Raw genomic sequence first — 13,501 nt, forward strand, 5'->3', positions numbered from 1 at the left:
ACCACTTCCATCTAAATGAAAATGGTTGTCATGAGATCTAGTCTTCGTGCGGTTACCGCCGGTCTGGCCGCTCTTGCCGTACTCACTCTGGCAGGTTGCGGAAGCGACGATGCAGGCGGCTCCAGTGGTGGTGGCGACAAGCTGGACGTGGTCGTTTCGTTCTATCCGCTCGAGTTCATCGCCAAGTCCGTGGGTGGCGATGCGGTGAATGTGACGACACTGACGGCGCCGGGCGTCGAGCCGCACGACCTGGAGCTGACCCCGAAACAGGTCGGCAGCATCGCCGAGGCCAAGCTGGTGATCTTCGAGAAGAGCCTGCAGCCCGCCGTCGACGAGGCCGTCGCGCAGAACGCGAAGGACAAGAGCTTCGACGTCTCCTCGGCGGCTCAGCTCGAGGACACCGGCGCCAACTTCGAGGAGCATGAGGAGGGCGAGGGCCACGCGGACGAGAGCACGACTCCCTCGGTCACGCCCGCATCCTTCTCCGAGGACGCACTCGATCCGCACTTCTGGCTGGACCCGGTCCGCTACGCGGCCGTAGTACAGGCCGTCACGGACAAGCTGGTCGAGGTCGACTCCGCGCACGCAGACGGTTACAAGGAGCGCGCGCAGACGCTGATCGGTGAGGTCAACAAGCTCGACGGCGAGTTCAAGACCGGGCTGGCGGACTGCAAACTGAAGACGTTCGTGACGAGTCACGAGGCGTTCGCGTACCTGGCGAAGCGGTACGGTCTGCAGATGGTCGGGATCGCGGGCTTCACCCCGGACGCCGAGCCGACCCCGCAGCGGATCAAGGAGGTCCAGGACATCGTGCGCAAGCAGCACGTCACCACGATCTTCTACGAAGAGCTGGTCAGCCCGAAGGTGGCCGAGTCGATCGCCCGGGACGTCGGCGTCAAGACCGCGGTACTCAGCCCGATCGAGGGGCTGTCGGACGCGAACTCCAAGGAGACCTGGCTCACCCTGATGCAGGAGAACCTGGCCGAGCTGAAGAAGGCGAACAGCTGCGCGTGACACCCCTCGAGCCTCCCACCGCTCCCAAGGCCGTCCAGGTCGCCGATCTCTCGGTCGACTTGGGCGGTCGACTGGTGCTCCGCGGCGTCGACCTGCAAATCCGTCAGGGTGAGGTCCTCGCCGTGCTCGGCACCAACGGCTCCGGGAAGTCGACCCTGATCCGGACGATGGTGGGGTTGCTGCCGGCCGCGCGCGGTCAGGTGAAGCTGTTCGGTACGCCGGTGCCGAAGTTCCGCCAGTGGGATCGGGTGGGGTACGTACCGCAGCGGATCACCGCAGCGGGCGGGGTACCGGCGACCGTGGCCGAAGTGGTGTCGTCCGGTCTGCTGTCGAAGCGGCGGTTGTTCCGTCCGCTCCGAGCCGAACAGCGGGCGGCGATCGACCACGCGCTGGAGGTCGTCGACATGGCCGACCAGCGCAAGGACGCCGTCGCCGAGTTGTCTGGTGGGCAGCAGCAGCGGGTCTTGATCGCGCGGGCGCTGGTGTCCGACCCGGACCTGCTGATCCTGGACGAGCCGACCGCAGGTGTCGACCAGGCCAGCCAGGCCGTCTTCAGCGAGGCGATCCGGGAGCGGGTCGCCCGCGGGACCACGGTGGTGATGGTCAGCCACGACCTCGGGCCGATGGACGCGCTGATCGACCGTTCGGTGGTACTGCGCCGCGGCCGGATCGTGTACGACGGTCCGCCGCATGCCTCGCAGACGCACGCACACGTCCATCCCCATGTCGCGGATGAGCCGGGGTGGCTGTCGTGACGATGTTCGAGCTGGAGTTCATGCAGCGGGCGTTGATCGCCGGACTGCTCACTGGCCTCACCGCGCCCGCGATCGGGACGTACCTGGTCCAGCGCCGGCTGTCCCTGATGGGTGACGGTATCGGCCATATCGCGATCACCGGTGTCGCCCTCGGCCTGCTCACCGGGACCGCGCCCGCGCTGACCGCCGTACTGGTCGCCATCGTCGGCGCCACCGCGATCGAACTGGTCCGAGCCCGTGGCAAGGCGAGTGGTGACGTCGCTCTCGCGCTGCTGTTCTACGGCGGTATCGCCGGTGGTGTGCTGCTCATCGGCCTGGCCGGACAGGGCGCTGCGACGTTGAACACCTACCTGTTCGGCTCGCTGACCACGGTCTCCCCGAGCGACCTGTACGCCGTGGTGGCGCTGGCCGTCGCCGTACTGGTGTTCGCGATCGGTCTCGGGCCGCAACTGTTCGCCGTCTGCCAGGACGAGGAGTTCGCGCGAGTCACAGGTCTGCGAGTTCAGATGCTCAACCTGCTCATCGCAGTACTGGCCGCGGTGACCGTGACGTTGGCCATGCGGACCGTCGGGTTGCTGCTGGTCAGCGCGTTGATGGTGGTGCCGGTCGCGACGGCGCAGCAGGTCACGCGTTCCTTCCGTAGTACGTTCGCGACTGCTTGTGCGATCGGGGTGATCGCCTGCCTCGCCGGCATCGTCACGTCGTACAACGCCGACGTCGCCCCGGGCGCCACCATCGTCGTACTGGCCCTGGCCGGCTTCGTGGTGGCGGCGACCGCCGGAGCCCTCGTACGGCGACGCCGTGGCGTCCGCGCGCCGCTGCCCGACGAGGAGCCCGAGGTCGACGTACCGGAGCCGGCGCCGCATGTGGTCAGCGCCGGGCACCCCCACGCACACACCGCCGACTGCGGTCACCCGAAGGTCGAACACGGCGACCACGTCGACTACGTGCACGACGGACACCTGCACGCGGCGCACGGGGATCACTGGGACGAGCACTGATTTGTCAGCCAATGAGAGAATGGCGAGTTGCCGGGGAAAACGGTGACCGGATGACAGGAGGCACGGTGGCCATCGGAACACGCTCGACCCGTCAGCGCGCAGCGGTCGCATCCGCGCTCGACAATATCGATGACTTCCGGACAGCACAGGAGATCCACCAGGAGCTCCGGTCCGCGGGCGAGGCCGTCGGCCTGACCACCGTTTACCGGACCCTGCAGGCCCTCGCCGACTCGCGTGAGGTGGACGTACTCCGCACCACGGACGGCGAGACGGCGTACCGGCGCTGCTCGAAGGGTCACCACCACCACCTGGTCTGCCGCAACTGCGGCCGCACCGTCGAGGTCGAGGGCCCGGCCGTCGAGCGCTGGGCCGACAAGGTCGCCGCCGAGCACGGGTACGCCGACATCAGCCACACCCTGGAGATCTTCGGCACCTGCAAGGACTGCCAGACCACCTCCTGACTGAGCCTCCCGGGTGAGCCTCCCGTGTGAGGCGGATCACCTTTGCCTTTGAGCGCGCTCTAACCCGTACCGTCGAAGACATGACCACCGCCGCGGAACGCCTCGACGCGCTCGCCGGGTTCTTCGAGAACCAGGCGCCGGTCGCACCTGAGCTGATCCGGCTGCTCGACCTGCCGCCGGATCTGCCGGACGAGCTGACCATCGCCGAGATCGCCGACTTCACCGGCCTGACCGCACACACCCTCCGGTACTACGAACGTATCGGTCTGCTCCAGGTCGGGCGGGACGCGGCCGGGTATCGGCGGTACGACCGGCAGGCGCTGGCCCGGATCGTGTTCATCACCAGGCTGCGGCTGTCGGACATGCCGATCAGCACGATCACCCACTACTTAGAACTGGTCCGGCAGGGCGATGCGACCGCGCCGCAGCGGTTGGCCCTGATGCAGGAGCACCGGGCCAGGATCCAGCGCCGGCTGCGCGAACTGCAGGCGGCCCTCGCGGTGACCGACTACAAGATCACCACGTACGGCGGCAACGCCACTCCGTAATCCACCTTCGTTCCCAAGCCGGTCGTCGTTGTGCGCGCGGCCGGCGGGCGGAGCCATGTCTACTTGGGAGATTTGAGCATGAAACTCGGCAGCACCGGTCTCGACGTCAGCCGGCTCGGACTCGGTTGTATGGGGATGTCACAGTCCTACGGCGCGTCCGACGAGAGCGAGTCGATCGCGACCATCCACCGCGCCCTCGACCTCGGGATCACATTCCTCGACACGGCTGACCTGTACGGCGCCGGCGCGAACGAGCAACTCGTCGGCAAGGCGATCCGTGACCGCCGGGACGAGGTGGTCCTGGCCACCAAGTTCGGCATCGTGATGGAGCCTTCGACGTACAAGCTCATCCGGGTGGACGGCTCACCTGGATATGTGCGTTCTGCGGTTGACGCTTCGCTGGAACGGCTGGGGGTGGATCACATCGACCTGTACTACCAGCATCGGGCCGACCCCGGCGTACCGATCGAGGAGACGGTCGGGGTGATGGCCGAGCTGGTCGCGGCCGGGAAGGTGAAGTATCTGGGGTTGTCGGAGGCGTCGGCGGAGACGATTCGGCGGGCGCACGCGGTGCATCCGATCTCGGCGGTGCAGACCGAGTGGTCGCTGTTCAGCCGCGACATCGAGGACGAGGTGCTGCCGGTCTGCCGTTCGCTGGGGATCGGGGTGGTGCCGTACTCACCGCTGGGTCGCGGTCTGCTCACGGGGACGGTCGCGCGGACGGATGACCTTGCGGAGAACGACTTCCGGCGTACGCTGCCCCGGTTCGACGCGGAGAACTTCGACGCGAATCTGACGGTCGTCGACCGGATACGGGAGGTCGCCGCGCGGTACGACGCGACGGCCGGGCAGGTCGCGCTTGCGTGGCTGCTTGCTCAGGGCAACGATGTGGCGCCGATCCCGGGGACCAAGCGGCGGCGATACCTGGAGGAGAACCACGCTGCCCTCGACCTCGAGCTGTCGGCGGACGATCTTGCCGCGCTGTCGGCGCTGAAGCCGGCCGGCGCGCGCTACCCCGACATGACCTGGGTCAACCGCGATACGGCGCAGGTCAGCTGATGTGACCGGCCTCGGCGACGATTGTGGTGGTGTCGCCGTGGCCGGTGTGGACGACGGTGCCGGGCGGGAGGGTGAGCAGGCGGTCGCGGATCGACTTGAGGATGGTCGGTTTGTCGCTGTACGAGCGGCCGGTCGCGCCCGGGCCGCCGTGGAAGAGGGTGTCGCCGGTGAAGACGGCCTCGAGCTCCTCCGCATACAGGCAGGTGGAGCCGGGGCTGTGGCCTGGGGTGTGGATCGCTTTTAGTGCCGTCCCGGCGACTTCGAAGGTGGTGCCGTCGGTCAGATCGTGGTCCGGGGTGTCTTCGTAGAGGGCCTCCCACAGCATGTGGTCGGCCGTGCTCAGCCAGACCGGACACTTCAGGGCCGCGCGGACGCCGCCGACCGCGTTGATGTGGTCGTTGTGGCCGTGGGTGCAGACGAGTGCGACGACCCGTCGGCCGCCGACCGCGTCGACGATCCGGTCGGCGTCGTGGGCGGCGTCGATCACCAGTACCTCGTCGTCGTCACCGATCAGCCAGACGTTGTTGTCCACGTCCCAGGTGCCGCCGTCCAGGCTGAACGTTCCGGACGTGACGAGCCGCTCGATCCGGGCCGTCATCAGAAGACCACCACCGATCGCAGTACGTCGCCGCCGTGCATCCGGTCGAACGCGGCCTCCACCTCGTCGAGCGCGATCGTCTCGGTCACGAACCGGTCCAGCGGCAGCCGGCCCTGGAGGTGCAGGTCGATCAGCAGCGGGAAGTCGCGGGTCGGCAGGCAGTCGCCGTACCAACTGGACTTGAGCGACCCGCCACGGCCGAAGAAGTCGAGCAACGGCATCTCCAGCCGCATGTCCGGAGTCGGCACGCCCACGAGGACGACCGTGCCGGCCAGGTCGCGGGCGTAGAACGCCTGCTTCCACGTCTCGGGCCGGCCGACCGCGTCGACCACGACGTCCGCGCCGAATCCCCCGGTGAGGTCCTGCACCGCCGCGACGACACCGTCGTGGTCCAGGCCCTTGGAGTTGATCGTGTGCGTCGCGCCGAGTTCCGTCGCGCCGTCGAGTTTGCGCTGGTCGACGTCGATCGCGATCACCCGGGCGGCCCCGGCCAGCCGCGCGCCGACCACGGCCGCAGTACCGACACCGCCGCAGCCAATCACGGCCACGCTGTCGCCACGGCCGACGCTGCCGGTGTTCAGCGCGGCGCCGAGGCCGGCCATCACGCCGCAGCCGAGCAGGCCCGCGACCTCGGGCTTGGCGGCCGGATCGACCTTCGTGCACTGACCGGCCGCGACCAGCGTCTTCTCCACGAACGCGCCGATCCCGAGGGCCGGCGACAATTCGGTGCCGTCGGCAAGTGTCATCTTCTGCTTGGCGTTGTGCGTGTTGAAGCAGTACCACGGACGACCGCGAAGGCAGGCGCGGCAGTTCCCGCACACGGCCCGCCAGTTCAGCACCACGAAGTCACCGGGCTGTACGTCGGTCACCCCTTCGCCGACGCTCTCCACGATCCCGGCCGCCTCGTGCCCGAGCAGGAACGGGAACTCGTCGTTGATCCCGCCCTCCCGGTAGTGCAGGTCGGTATGACACACCCCGCACGCCTGGATCTTGACCACGGCCTCACCAGGACCGGGGTCGGGGACAGTGATCTCCTCGACCGAGACCGGGGCACCTTTGCTGAGCGCCACTACTCCACGCACCGTCTGACTCATGCCCCGACGCTAACCGCCAACCCCGCATCCCGTCTGCCCCCGCCGCGCGTCGTACCGCGGATTTCAGGCGATGTGTCCACCAGTTGGGCCCAGACCGGGTTCAGCTTCGTCGGACCTTCCGGGCCAGGCCTTCCTGCTTCTCCTGCTCGTGCACGATGCGGTCCTGGAGCCACTCGACGGCCAGGTCCTCCGTCGGCAGGCCGCGCGACGCCGCCGCGGCCGCCAGGTCGTGCAGCATCGAGCCCGGGATCTCGAGCTCCAGCTTCGCCGGTGATGGTGCGGAATCTGTCATGATCAGACCTCCGTTTCCGAGCTTATGGGCTGATTGACTCGCCGGACAGTAGTACTGGCTAACTGGTGGTGACCTCGTTCGGCTTGGTGACCTCGTTGGGGATGGCGCCGCCGTAGCGGCGGTCGCGTTGGGCGTAGAGCTCGATCGCGCGCCACAGGTCCCGGCGGTCGAAATCGGGCCACAGCGTGTCCAGGAATACCATCTCCGCGTAGGCAAGCTGCCAGACGAGGAAGTTCGACGTCCGCTGCTCGCCCGATGAGCGGACGAAGAGGTCCACTTCCGGGATGTCGGGTGCGTACAGGTGCCGTGCCACCGTCGCCTCCGTGATCCGATCGGGCTTGATCTTGCCATCGGCAACTTCCCGCGCGATCGACTTCATCGCGTCGGCGATCTCGGCCCGGCCGCCGTAGTTCACGCAGAACTGCAGGGTGATCGTGTCGTTGTGCTTGGTCCGCTCCTGCGCGTACTCGAGCTCGTCGATCACGCTCTTCCACAACCGCGGCCGCCGCCCGGACCAGACCACCCGGACCCCCATCGCGTCCAGCTCGTCTCGCCGGCGGTGGATCACCTCGCGGTTGAACCCCATCAGGAAACGCACCTCCTCCGGCGAGCGGGCCCAGTTCTCCGTCGAGAACGCGTACGCCGAGATGTACTTCACCCCGATCTCGATCCCGCCCTTGATCACGTCGAGCAGCGACGCCTCCCCGGCCCGATGCCCCTCGGTCCGCGGCAACCCACGCGCCTTGGCCCACCGCCCGTTCCCGTCCATCACGATCGCCACGTGCCGCGGGACCAGTTCGCGCGGAATCTCCGGCGCCCGAGCCCCCGACGGATGCGGATCCGGCGCCCTCACCCCCTCCCGCCGAACACTCTCCCTCAACCGACGACGAGACAAAGGCGACATGCCCCGAGTCTGCCTCATCCCCCAGCCGCCGTTATCCACAGCCCCCATCAGCCCCCCAACGCCGACCACCCGTTTCTGTCAGGCTTTTCACTCGCCTACTTACTGAAGGGAGATATACAGTTGAGAGCAGCTTGTATATACGGAGGTGTGACGATGACCAAGACCCTCATCGACGTCGACGATGCACTCCTGGCCAAGGCCGCGGAGGCCCTCGGCACCAAGACCAAGAAGGACACCGTCAACACCGCCCTGGCCGAAGTACTGCGGGTCCGCGCGGCTCACCAGTTCCTGCTGTCCGCGCGCGACGGCTTGTACGACGACCTCCACGACGCCGAGGTGATGAAGGGCGCATGGCGGGAGTAGTTCGTTACCTCGTCGACAAGAGTGCGTTGGCTCGAAGCGGCAACCCTGCGGTCGCGAAGATCCTCGAACCGTTGCTGGAGTCCGGCGCCTTGGCGATCTGCGGTGTGATCGAACTCGAGATGCTGTACTCCGGCCGCAACGGAGTAGACCACCAGCAGATGCGATTCGAGCTCGAGACCGCCTTCCGCCGGCTTCCGACCGAGGACACCGACTTCCGCCGCGCGGCCGAAGTCCAGGGTCTCCTAGCTGCCCGCGCAACCCACCGCGCCGTGTCCCTCGCCGACCTCCTGATCGCAGCCGTCGCCGAACGCCACCAACTCCCCGTCCTCCACTATGACGCCGACTTCGACCTGGTCGCGTCCCACACCACCCAACCCACCCACTGGATCCTCCCCCGCGGCACCATCAACTGACCCAGACGATGGGAGTAGGCGCCGGTGGCCACGGTTGACTTACTCCTCAGGAGCAAGCGCGGGGCGGCGTGGTGGCCGCGGTGTTGCCCTCGCCGTCTGGGGCGACCAGGACGGGGCGGAGGTCGACTACCTGTAAGGGGAGGGAGCGGCTGAACTGCAGGGGGATGTCGCCTTCCATGCCGCCGCCGGTCCAGTGGACGGTCCAGTACGCCGTGGCCGTGACTTGGAATGCCTGGCCGTTCTCACATCGCGACGTCTTGCGGTACCTGTGTCCGCACGTCGGTGAATCGGGGATCTCCTTCAGCGACTTCCCTTCCGCGGCGGCCCGGTCGAACGGCGTACCGGCGCCTTTGCAAGTGACCACGTCGCCGCCGCCCATCGACCAGTCGATCCGATCAACCGTCCCGGTCGCCTCGATCGCCACACCACCCAACGCGGCTCGCTTCGTCAACGGCCCCGTCGTACTCGCCCCCGGATCCGTCACCCACATCCAGACCGGCACGTTGACGATGCCCTTGTGCGCTGCACTCTGCACGTACGGCGACAACCCCAACTGCGGCGCCACGAAAACCATCGACTCGACCACCTGCCGAGCCGCCTCCCGCGGATCGATGGTCTGCGTCTCCCCCGGCTCCCGGATGACGGACTCGAATCTCGCCTCCCCGACTGGCTTCCCGTCCTCGACGTCGTAGACATACCAGCAGCGGTAGAACTTGCTCCCAGGCGGGATCTTGCTCGTATCGCTGAACGTCAGCGGCTTGTCCTTCGGCGTCAGATAACACCCCGATGCCGGATCCCAGAAGCCCTCCGATGTCTTGCACGGAATCGGCTGGCCATCGTAGAAGCACCCGGCCTTCACAGCCTTCTTGGTCGCCGACTTCTCCTCGTCCCCACCGGCCGGCCTCTGCGAGTCTTCGGTCACGGAGATCCTGCAGGTGCCGAGGGCACGGTCGATGTCACACCCGGGAGGCGGCACGAAGGTCGTGGCAGTTGGCGTGGGCTCGGCCGCTCTGGCGGACGTTTCGGCAACAGAGGCGGGCGCGCTGAGCAGGCCCGCGATCAGTATGGTCACGCTCAACACTTGGCACCTCGATTCCGGCCGTTGGACACCTTCCAACTACCGGCGACAAGCTGCACATCACGGCTGTCCAGCCATCGCGTCGGCGTTCCTGGTTGCCGGATGTCTTTCCCGGCTGCGTCGACCGCCTTCAGCTTCGAGGTGTCGTAGCAGGCTTCTACCGCTACCGCCGTGATCGCACTGCCCTGAGACGGGCTCGGTTGCTTCGCCCGGACCCAGACCACCTCCGTTGAACCGATGGTCCTGATGCGCCTGCCGCGGTAGGTGTCCGCCTGGTTCTGCGAGGCCTTGAGCTCGATTCCGGTTGTCACCAGAGGCAAGTCTTTGACCGCCACCCCGCCGCTGCTGGTCATCGCGTCGATCACCTGTATGTACCTCTTGTACGCGGCGACAGCTTGCTCCGCCGCCTGCACCGACTCATCGGGCGACGCTTGAGTGCTGCTCGGGGCGGGTGAGGGGGTGAAGGGGGTTGGGGTGGCGCTGCCGGAGGTGCAGGCGGTGAGGGTGGTGGTGAGGGCTGCTGTGATGGTTAGGGTCAGGGTTCGCCTGATCATGTGCGCCTCCGCCACCGGTGGTTGGTTACTGAGAGTGCAACTTTGCCATACAGGTGGTTCTCGGCGGAGAAGTTATCCACAGAGGGCTGTTAGCCGCGCTTGCGGGATTCCTTGAGACGGGGATCGACCTTGATGCGGCGGGCTCGGCCTCGGCCGGCTCGGGTGGAGCGGGGGGTGGAGGTGGGCTCGGCTACGCCGTCCTGGCTGACGCGGAGGGAGTCCTTGGTGTCCTTGACGGCCCGCTCCTCGCGCGTGGTGACGGGATCGGGTTCCTGCGAGGGTTGATCGTCAGCGGCCGGTGAAGGAAGTTCGGGGGTCATGTGGCCTCGAGAGGGTTGAGGGATTAGCGGTCTGTGTGGAGTCCGGGTTCTCGGGTAGTGGTCTGGGTGTACCGGGTGGAGCCGCCCGAACTGCGGGTGGCCTCAGCCTTGGCGTTGGGCCCGGATCTCGTTCGGCGGTGCGGATTCGCTCGGCGTTCTCGAGTTCGGCGGCGTCGTGGATGCCGAGCTTGTTGATCTGGCAGTCGTCGATCTGCCCGGGCCAGAAGTAGTCGCCCCAGTTCTCGAACTGCGTCATCGCGCCAGCGCGTCCAGCCGGCGGCGGCGCTCGTCGGCGTCGATCTCGCCGAGCAGATACAAGGCCAGTACCTCGATCTCGGCCTCGCCAAGCGGCATGTTCTCCATCTTCCAGGAGGCGGCGAGGTTCTCGAGCTGGCGTCTCTTCTGGTCGTCCAGGCGGTCCACTGCGCGGTTCATCGGCTTGCCTCCGTGCTCAGGTCCAGGTGCGGGAGGGAGCGGAGTTGGCGGTCCAGGTGCCAGGTGACGAAGGCGGCTACCAGGGTGTCGGCTTCGCGGCGGGTTCGGGGGTCGGAGGCTTCGGCGGTGGGCCAGTCGCCGGTGAGGAGGGCTGCCAGCAGGGTGACGGTGGCGGGGGCCGGCATCGCCGAGGCGGGTGGGCGGCAGTTGGTGCAGACGATGCCGCCGGCGGCGGGGTTGAAGGCGCGGTGCGGGCCCGGCTCGCCGCATTTGGCGCAGTCGTCGAAGGAGGGGGCGTAGCCCGAGATCGCGAGGGAGCGGAGCAGGAACGAGTCGAGCACCAGGCTCGGCGCCCGTTCGCCGGTGGACAGGACGCGGAGCGCGCCGGCGAGCAGGAGGTGTTGCTGGGTGGCCGGTTCCTTCTCCTCGACCACCAGGCGGTCGGCGGTCTCGAGCAGGACGGTACCGGTGGTGTAGCGCGCGTAGTCGTCGACGATGCCCTCGCCGTACGCCGCGATCGACTCGGCCTGGGTGATCACGTCGAGGGTGCGGCCGGTCGCGAGTTGCAGGTCGACGTGGCTGAACGGTTCCAGCCGGGCGCCGAACCGCGACGAGGTCCGCCGGACGCCCTTCGCGACCGCACGGATCTTGCCGTGCTGGCGGGTCAGGAGCGTGGCGATCCGATCGGCCTCGCCCAGTTTCTGGGTCCGGAGCACGATCGCTTCGTCACGGTAGAGCGGCACGTGCCCAGTCTCTCAAACTCGCCGGTCACACCCTCATTGCCGCGCGAGGTACTCCGCGAGTCCGATCGGCGGGCGCCCGATGAGATCCGAGACGGCCGTCGACACCGTGCTGAGTTCACCGCTGGCGATCGCGGCGTACGACGTGACCCAGCCGGCCACCTCCCACGCCGGCGCGTCGTACCGTTCGCGCGACCGGTACGCCTCGTCCAGCGTCTCCGCCTCGTACCGCACCTTCTGCCCCCACGCGTCGGACATCAGCGCCGCCGCCTCGGTCAGCGTGAATGCGGTCGGCCCGGTCAGCTCGTACGTCGCGCCCGCGTGCCCGGATTCCACCAGCACCCGGGCAGCGACCGCGGCCACGTCGTCGCGGGCCACCGCTGCCACCTGTCCGTCACCGGCCGGACCACGGATCACCCCGTCCTCGCCGACCGTTCGGGGGATGAAGTCGAGGTACATGTTGTCCCGCAGGAAGGTGAACTCGACCCCACTCCCCCGCAGGTGCTGCTCGGTGTGCCAGTGGTCCCGGGCGAACGTGAAGGTCGCATGCGGCGCGGCGCCTGCGAACGACGTGTACACGACCCGCCGTACGCCGGCCTCCACCGCCGCGTCAACCGTTGCCTTGTGCAAGGAAACCCGATCGGCCGACTCCGACGCGCTGACCAGGAACAAGGTGTCCACACCATCGAGCGCGGCCAGCAACGAGTGATCCCCGTACGACGCCTGGGCCACGTCCGCGCCGGTCAACAACGGGGCGCGCGCGGGGTCCCGGACCACCAGCCGCTGGGCGACACCGGCCTCGGCCAGCAACCGCGCCACCCGCGAGCCGATCTCCCCGGTCGCTCCGGTGACACCGATCATCGGCCGACCAGGTCCATGCCGCCGGCCGTGTACCGATCACCGGACACCGCGTCCGGCGGGAAGGCCGCATCCAGCTCGGCCAACTCGGCGGCGGTCAGCTCCACGTCCACCGCGCCCAGGTTCTCGGCCAGGTAGGTCCGCCGCTTCGTCCCCGGGATCGGCGCGACGTCATTGCCCTGGGCAAGCAGCCAGGCCAGCGCCAACTGCCCCGCCGCGACACCCTTCGCGGCAGCAAGAGCGCGGACCTTCTCGACCAGATCCAGGTTCTTCTGGAAGTTCTCCCCGGTGAACCGCGGCAACCCCTTCCGCATGTCGTCCGGCCCGAAGTCCGCAGGCGACTTGATCTGCCCGGTCAGGAACCCACGTCCGAGCGGGCTGAACGGCACGAACCCGATCCCGAGCTCACGCAGCGTCGGCAGCACCACGGTCTCCGGATCCCGTGTCCACAGCGACCACTCACTCTGTACTGCGCTGATCGGGTGCACCGCGTGCGCGGCCCGCACGGTGTCGCCATTCACCTCCGACAACCCCAGGTACCGCACCTTGCCCGCCCGCACCGCCTCGGCCATCGCCCCGACCGACTCCTCGATCGGCACCTTCGGATCGCGCCGGTGCAGGTACCACAGGTCGACGTGGTCCACACCGAGCCGCCGCAGCGACGCGTCGATCGCCTGTCGCGCGTACTCCGGGCTGCCGTCCACCACATTCGGCAGGGCACCGCCGACCCCGTCGCGCTTGAAGCCGAACTTGGTTGCGAGCACGACCTCGTCCCGGCGGCCCGCAAGGGCGCGGCCGACGAGTTCCTCGTTGCCGCCGTCGCCGTACACGTCGGCGGTGTCGATGAAGTAGCAGCCGGCCTCGATCGCCGCGTGCACGGTCGCGATCGACTCGGTGTCGTCGTCCTGGACCCCGTAGGACTGCGACATCCCCATACATCCGAGGCCGAGGCTGGAAACGGTCAGATCTCCGAGCTGGGATTCACGCATGCGCCGAACTTACCGCTGGTACTCA

General features: G+C 68.0%; 19 protein-coding genes. 8 read left to right on the forward strand and 11 right to left on the reverse strand.

Annotated features, from left to right (window positions below; all coding sequences use genetic code 11):
• Positions 1-30: 30 nt before the first annotated feature.
• The 6 genes from EV643_RS28325 to EV643_RS28350 all read left to right on the forward strand — a co-directional run bounded on the left by EV643_RS28325 (position 31) and on the right by EV643_RS28350 (position 4,838).
• Complete coding sequence (locus EV643_RS28325; RefSeq protein ID WP_133803207.1) at positions 31-1,014, forward strand: metal ABC transporter substrate-binding protein; 984 nt, start codon at positions 31-33, stop codon at positions 1,012-1,014.
• Positions 1,011-1,769 (forward strand): metal ABC transporter ATP-binding protein, encoded by a 759-nt coding sequence (locus EV643_RS28330; protein ID WP_133803208.1) that lies wholly within the window; start codon positions 1,011-1,013, stop codon positions 1,767-1,769. The genes EV643_RS28325 and EV643_RS28330 overlap by 4 nt, the downstream gene beginning before the upstream one ends.
• On the forward strand, positions 1,766-2,770 hold the full coding sequence (locus tag EV643_RS28335; protein WP_202869794.1) for a metal ABC transporter permease: 1,005 nt from the start codon (positions 1,766-1,768) through the stop codon (positions 2,768-2,770). Before EV643_RS28330 ends, EV643_RS28335 begins: the two co-directional genes overlap by 4 nt.
• Positions 2,771-2,835: 65 nt before the next feature.
• The gene (locus EV643_RS28340) at positions 2,836-3,231 is read left to right on the forward strand and encodes a Fur family transcriptional regulator (protein ID WP_133803210.1); all 396 of its coding nucleotides are present in this window, start codon (positions 2,836-2,838) and stop codon (positions 3,229-3,231) included.
• An 80-nt stretch (positions 3,232-3,311) separates the two neighbouring features.
• Positions 3,312-3,779 (forward strand): MerR family transcriptional regulator, encoded by a 468-nt coding sequence (locus EV643_RS28345; RefSeq protein ID WP_133803211.1) that lies wholly within the window; start codon positions 3,312-3,314, stop codon positions 3,777-3,779.
• Positions 3,780-3,857: 78 nt separating this feature from the next.
• On the forward strand, positions 3,858-4,838 hold the full coding sequence (locus tag EV643_RS28350; protein WP_133803212.1) for an aldo/keto reductase: 981 nt from the start codon (positions 3,858-3,860) through the stop codon (positions 4,836-4,838).
• Here the strand turns inward: EV643_RS28350 and EV643_RS28355 are convergent.
• From EV643_RS28355 to EV643_RS28370, 4 genes are all read right to left on the reverse strand, one after another.
• Entirely contained in the window at positions 4,831-5,436 is a 606-nt protein-coding gene (locus tag EV643_RS28355; protein ID WP_133803213.1) for an MBL fold metallo-hydrolase, read from the reverse strand. The two genes, EV643_RS28350 and EV643_RS28355, sit on opposite strands and share 8 nt — an antisense overlap.
• Positions 5,436-6,530 carry an S-(hydroxymethyl)mycothiol dehydrogenase gene (locus EV643_RS28360; protein WP_133803214.1) on the reverse strand — a complete coding sequence of 365 codons (1,095 nt, stop codon included), beginning with the start codon at positions 6,528-6,530 and terminating at the stop codon, positions 5,436-5,438. Before EV643_RS28360 ends, EV643_RS28355 begins: the two co-directional genes overlap by 1 nt.
• Before the next feature lie 100 nt (positions 6,531-6,630).
• Complete coding sequence (locus EV643_RS28365) at positions 6,631-6,822, reverse strand: hypothetical protein (protein ID WP_133803215.1); 192 nt, start codon at positions 6,820-6,822, stop codon at positions 6,631-6,633.
• A gap of 58 nt (positions 6,823-6,880) precedes the next feature.
• Positions 6,881-7,726 (reverse strand): isoprenyl transferase, encoded by an 846-nt coding sequence (locus EV643_RS28370; protein ID WP_133803216.1) that lies wholly within the window; start codon positions 7,724-7,726, stop codon positions 6,881-6,883.
• 153 nt (positions 7,727-7,879) lie between these two features.
• Here EV643_RS28370 and EV643_RS28375 point away from each other — a divergent pair, with 153 nt between their 5' ends.
• The gene (locus EV643_RS28375; protein WP_133803217.1) at positions 7,880-8,089 is read left to right on the forward strand and encodes a type II toxin-antitoxin system VapB family antitoxin; all 210 of its coding nucleotides are present in this window, start codon (positions 7,880-7,882) and stop codon (positions 8,087-8,089) included.
• Positions 8,077-8,502 (forward strand): PIN domain nuclease, encoded by a 426-nt coding sequence (locus EV643_RS28380; protein WP_133803218.1) that lies wholly within the window; start codon positions 8,077-8,079, stop codon positions 8,500-8,502. Before EV643_RS28375 ends, EV643_RS28380 begins: the two co-directional genes overlap by 13 nt.
• A gap of 46 nt (positions 8,503-8,548) precedes the next feature.
• On the opposite strand, the gene EV643_RS28385 is transcribed toward EV643_RS28380, so the two are convergent.
• The 7 genes from EV643_RS28385 to EV643_RS28415 form a co-directional block, all read right to left on the reverse strand.
• Positions 8,549-9,424: a hypothetical protein gene (locus EV643_RS28385; RefSeq protein ID WP_133803219.1), complete on the reverse strand. Its 876-nt coding sequence runs from the start codon at positions 9,422-9,424 to the stop codon at positions 8,549-8,551.
• 152 nt (positions 9,425-9,576) lie between these two features.
• Entirely contained in the window at positions 9,577-9,945 is a 369-nt protein-coding gene (locus tag EV643_RS28390) for a hypothetical protein (protein WP_133803220.1), read from the reverse strand.
• A 278-nt stretch (positions 9,946-10,223) separates the two neighbouring features.
• Positions 10,224-10,454 (reverse strand): hypothetical protein, encoded by a 231-nt coding sequence (locus tag EV643_RS28395; protein ID WP_133803221.1) that lies wholly within the window; start codon positions 10,452-10,454, stop codon positions 10,224-10,226.
• Positions 10,455-10,706: 252 nt separating this feature from the next.
• Positions 10,707-10,889 carry a hypothetical protein gene (locus EV643_RS28400; protein ID WP_133803222.1) on the reverse strand — a complete coding sequence of 61 codons (183 nt, stop codon included), beginning with the start codon at positions 10,887-10,889 and terminating at the stop codon, positions 10,707-10,709.
• Entirely contained in the window at positions 10,886-11,632 is a 747-nt protein-coding gene (recO, locus tag EV643_RS28405) for a DNA repair protein RecO (protein WP_133803223.1), read from the reverse strand. The genes EV643_RS28400 and recO overlap by 4 nt, the downstream gene beginning before the upstream one ends.
• A gap of 33 nt (positions 11,633-11,665) precedes the next feature.
• The gene (locus EV643_RS28410) at positions 11,666-12,490 is read right to left on the reverse strand and encodes an SDR family oxidoreductase (RefSeq protein ID WP_133803224.1); all 825 of its coding nucleotides are present in this window, start codon (positions 12,488-12,490) and stop codon (positions 11,666-11,668) included.
• On the reverse strand, positions 12,487-13,476 hold the full coding sequence (locus EV643_RS28415) for an aldo/keto reductase (RefSeq protein ID WP_133803225.1): 990 nt from the start codon (positions 13,474-13,476) through the stop codon (positions 12,487-12,489). Before EV643_RS28415 ends, EV643_RS28410 begins: the two co-directional genes overlap by 4 nt.
• Between the last annotated feature and the right edge of the window lie 25 nt (positions 13,477-13,501).

Source organism: Kribbella caucasensis (assembly GCF_004361855.1).
Lineage (GTDB): Bacteria > Actinomycetota > Actinomycetes > Propionibacteriales > Kribbellaceae > Kribbella > Kribbella caucasensis.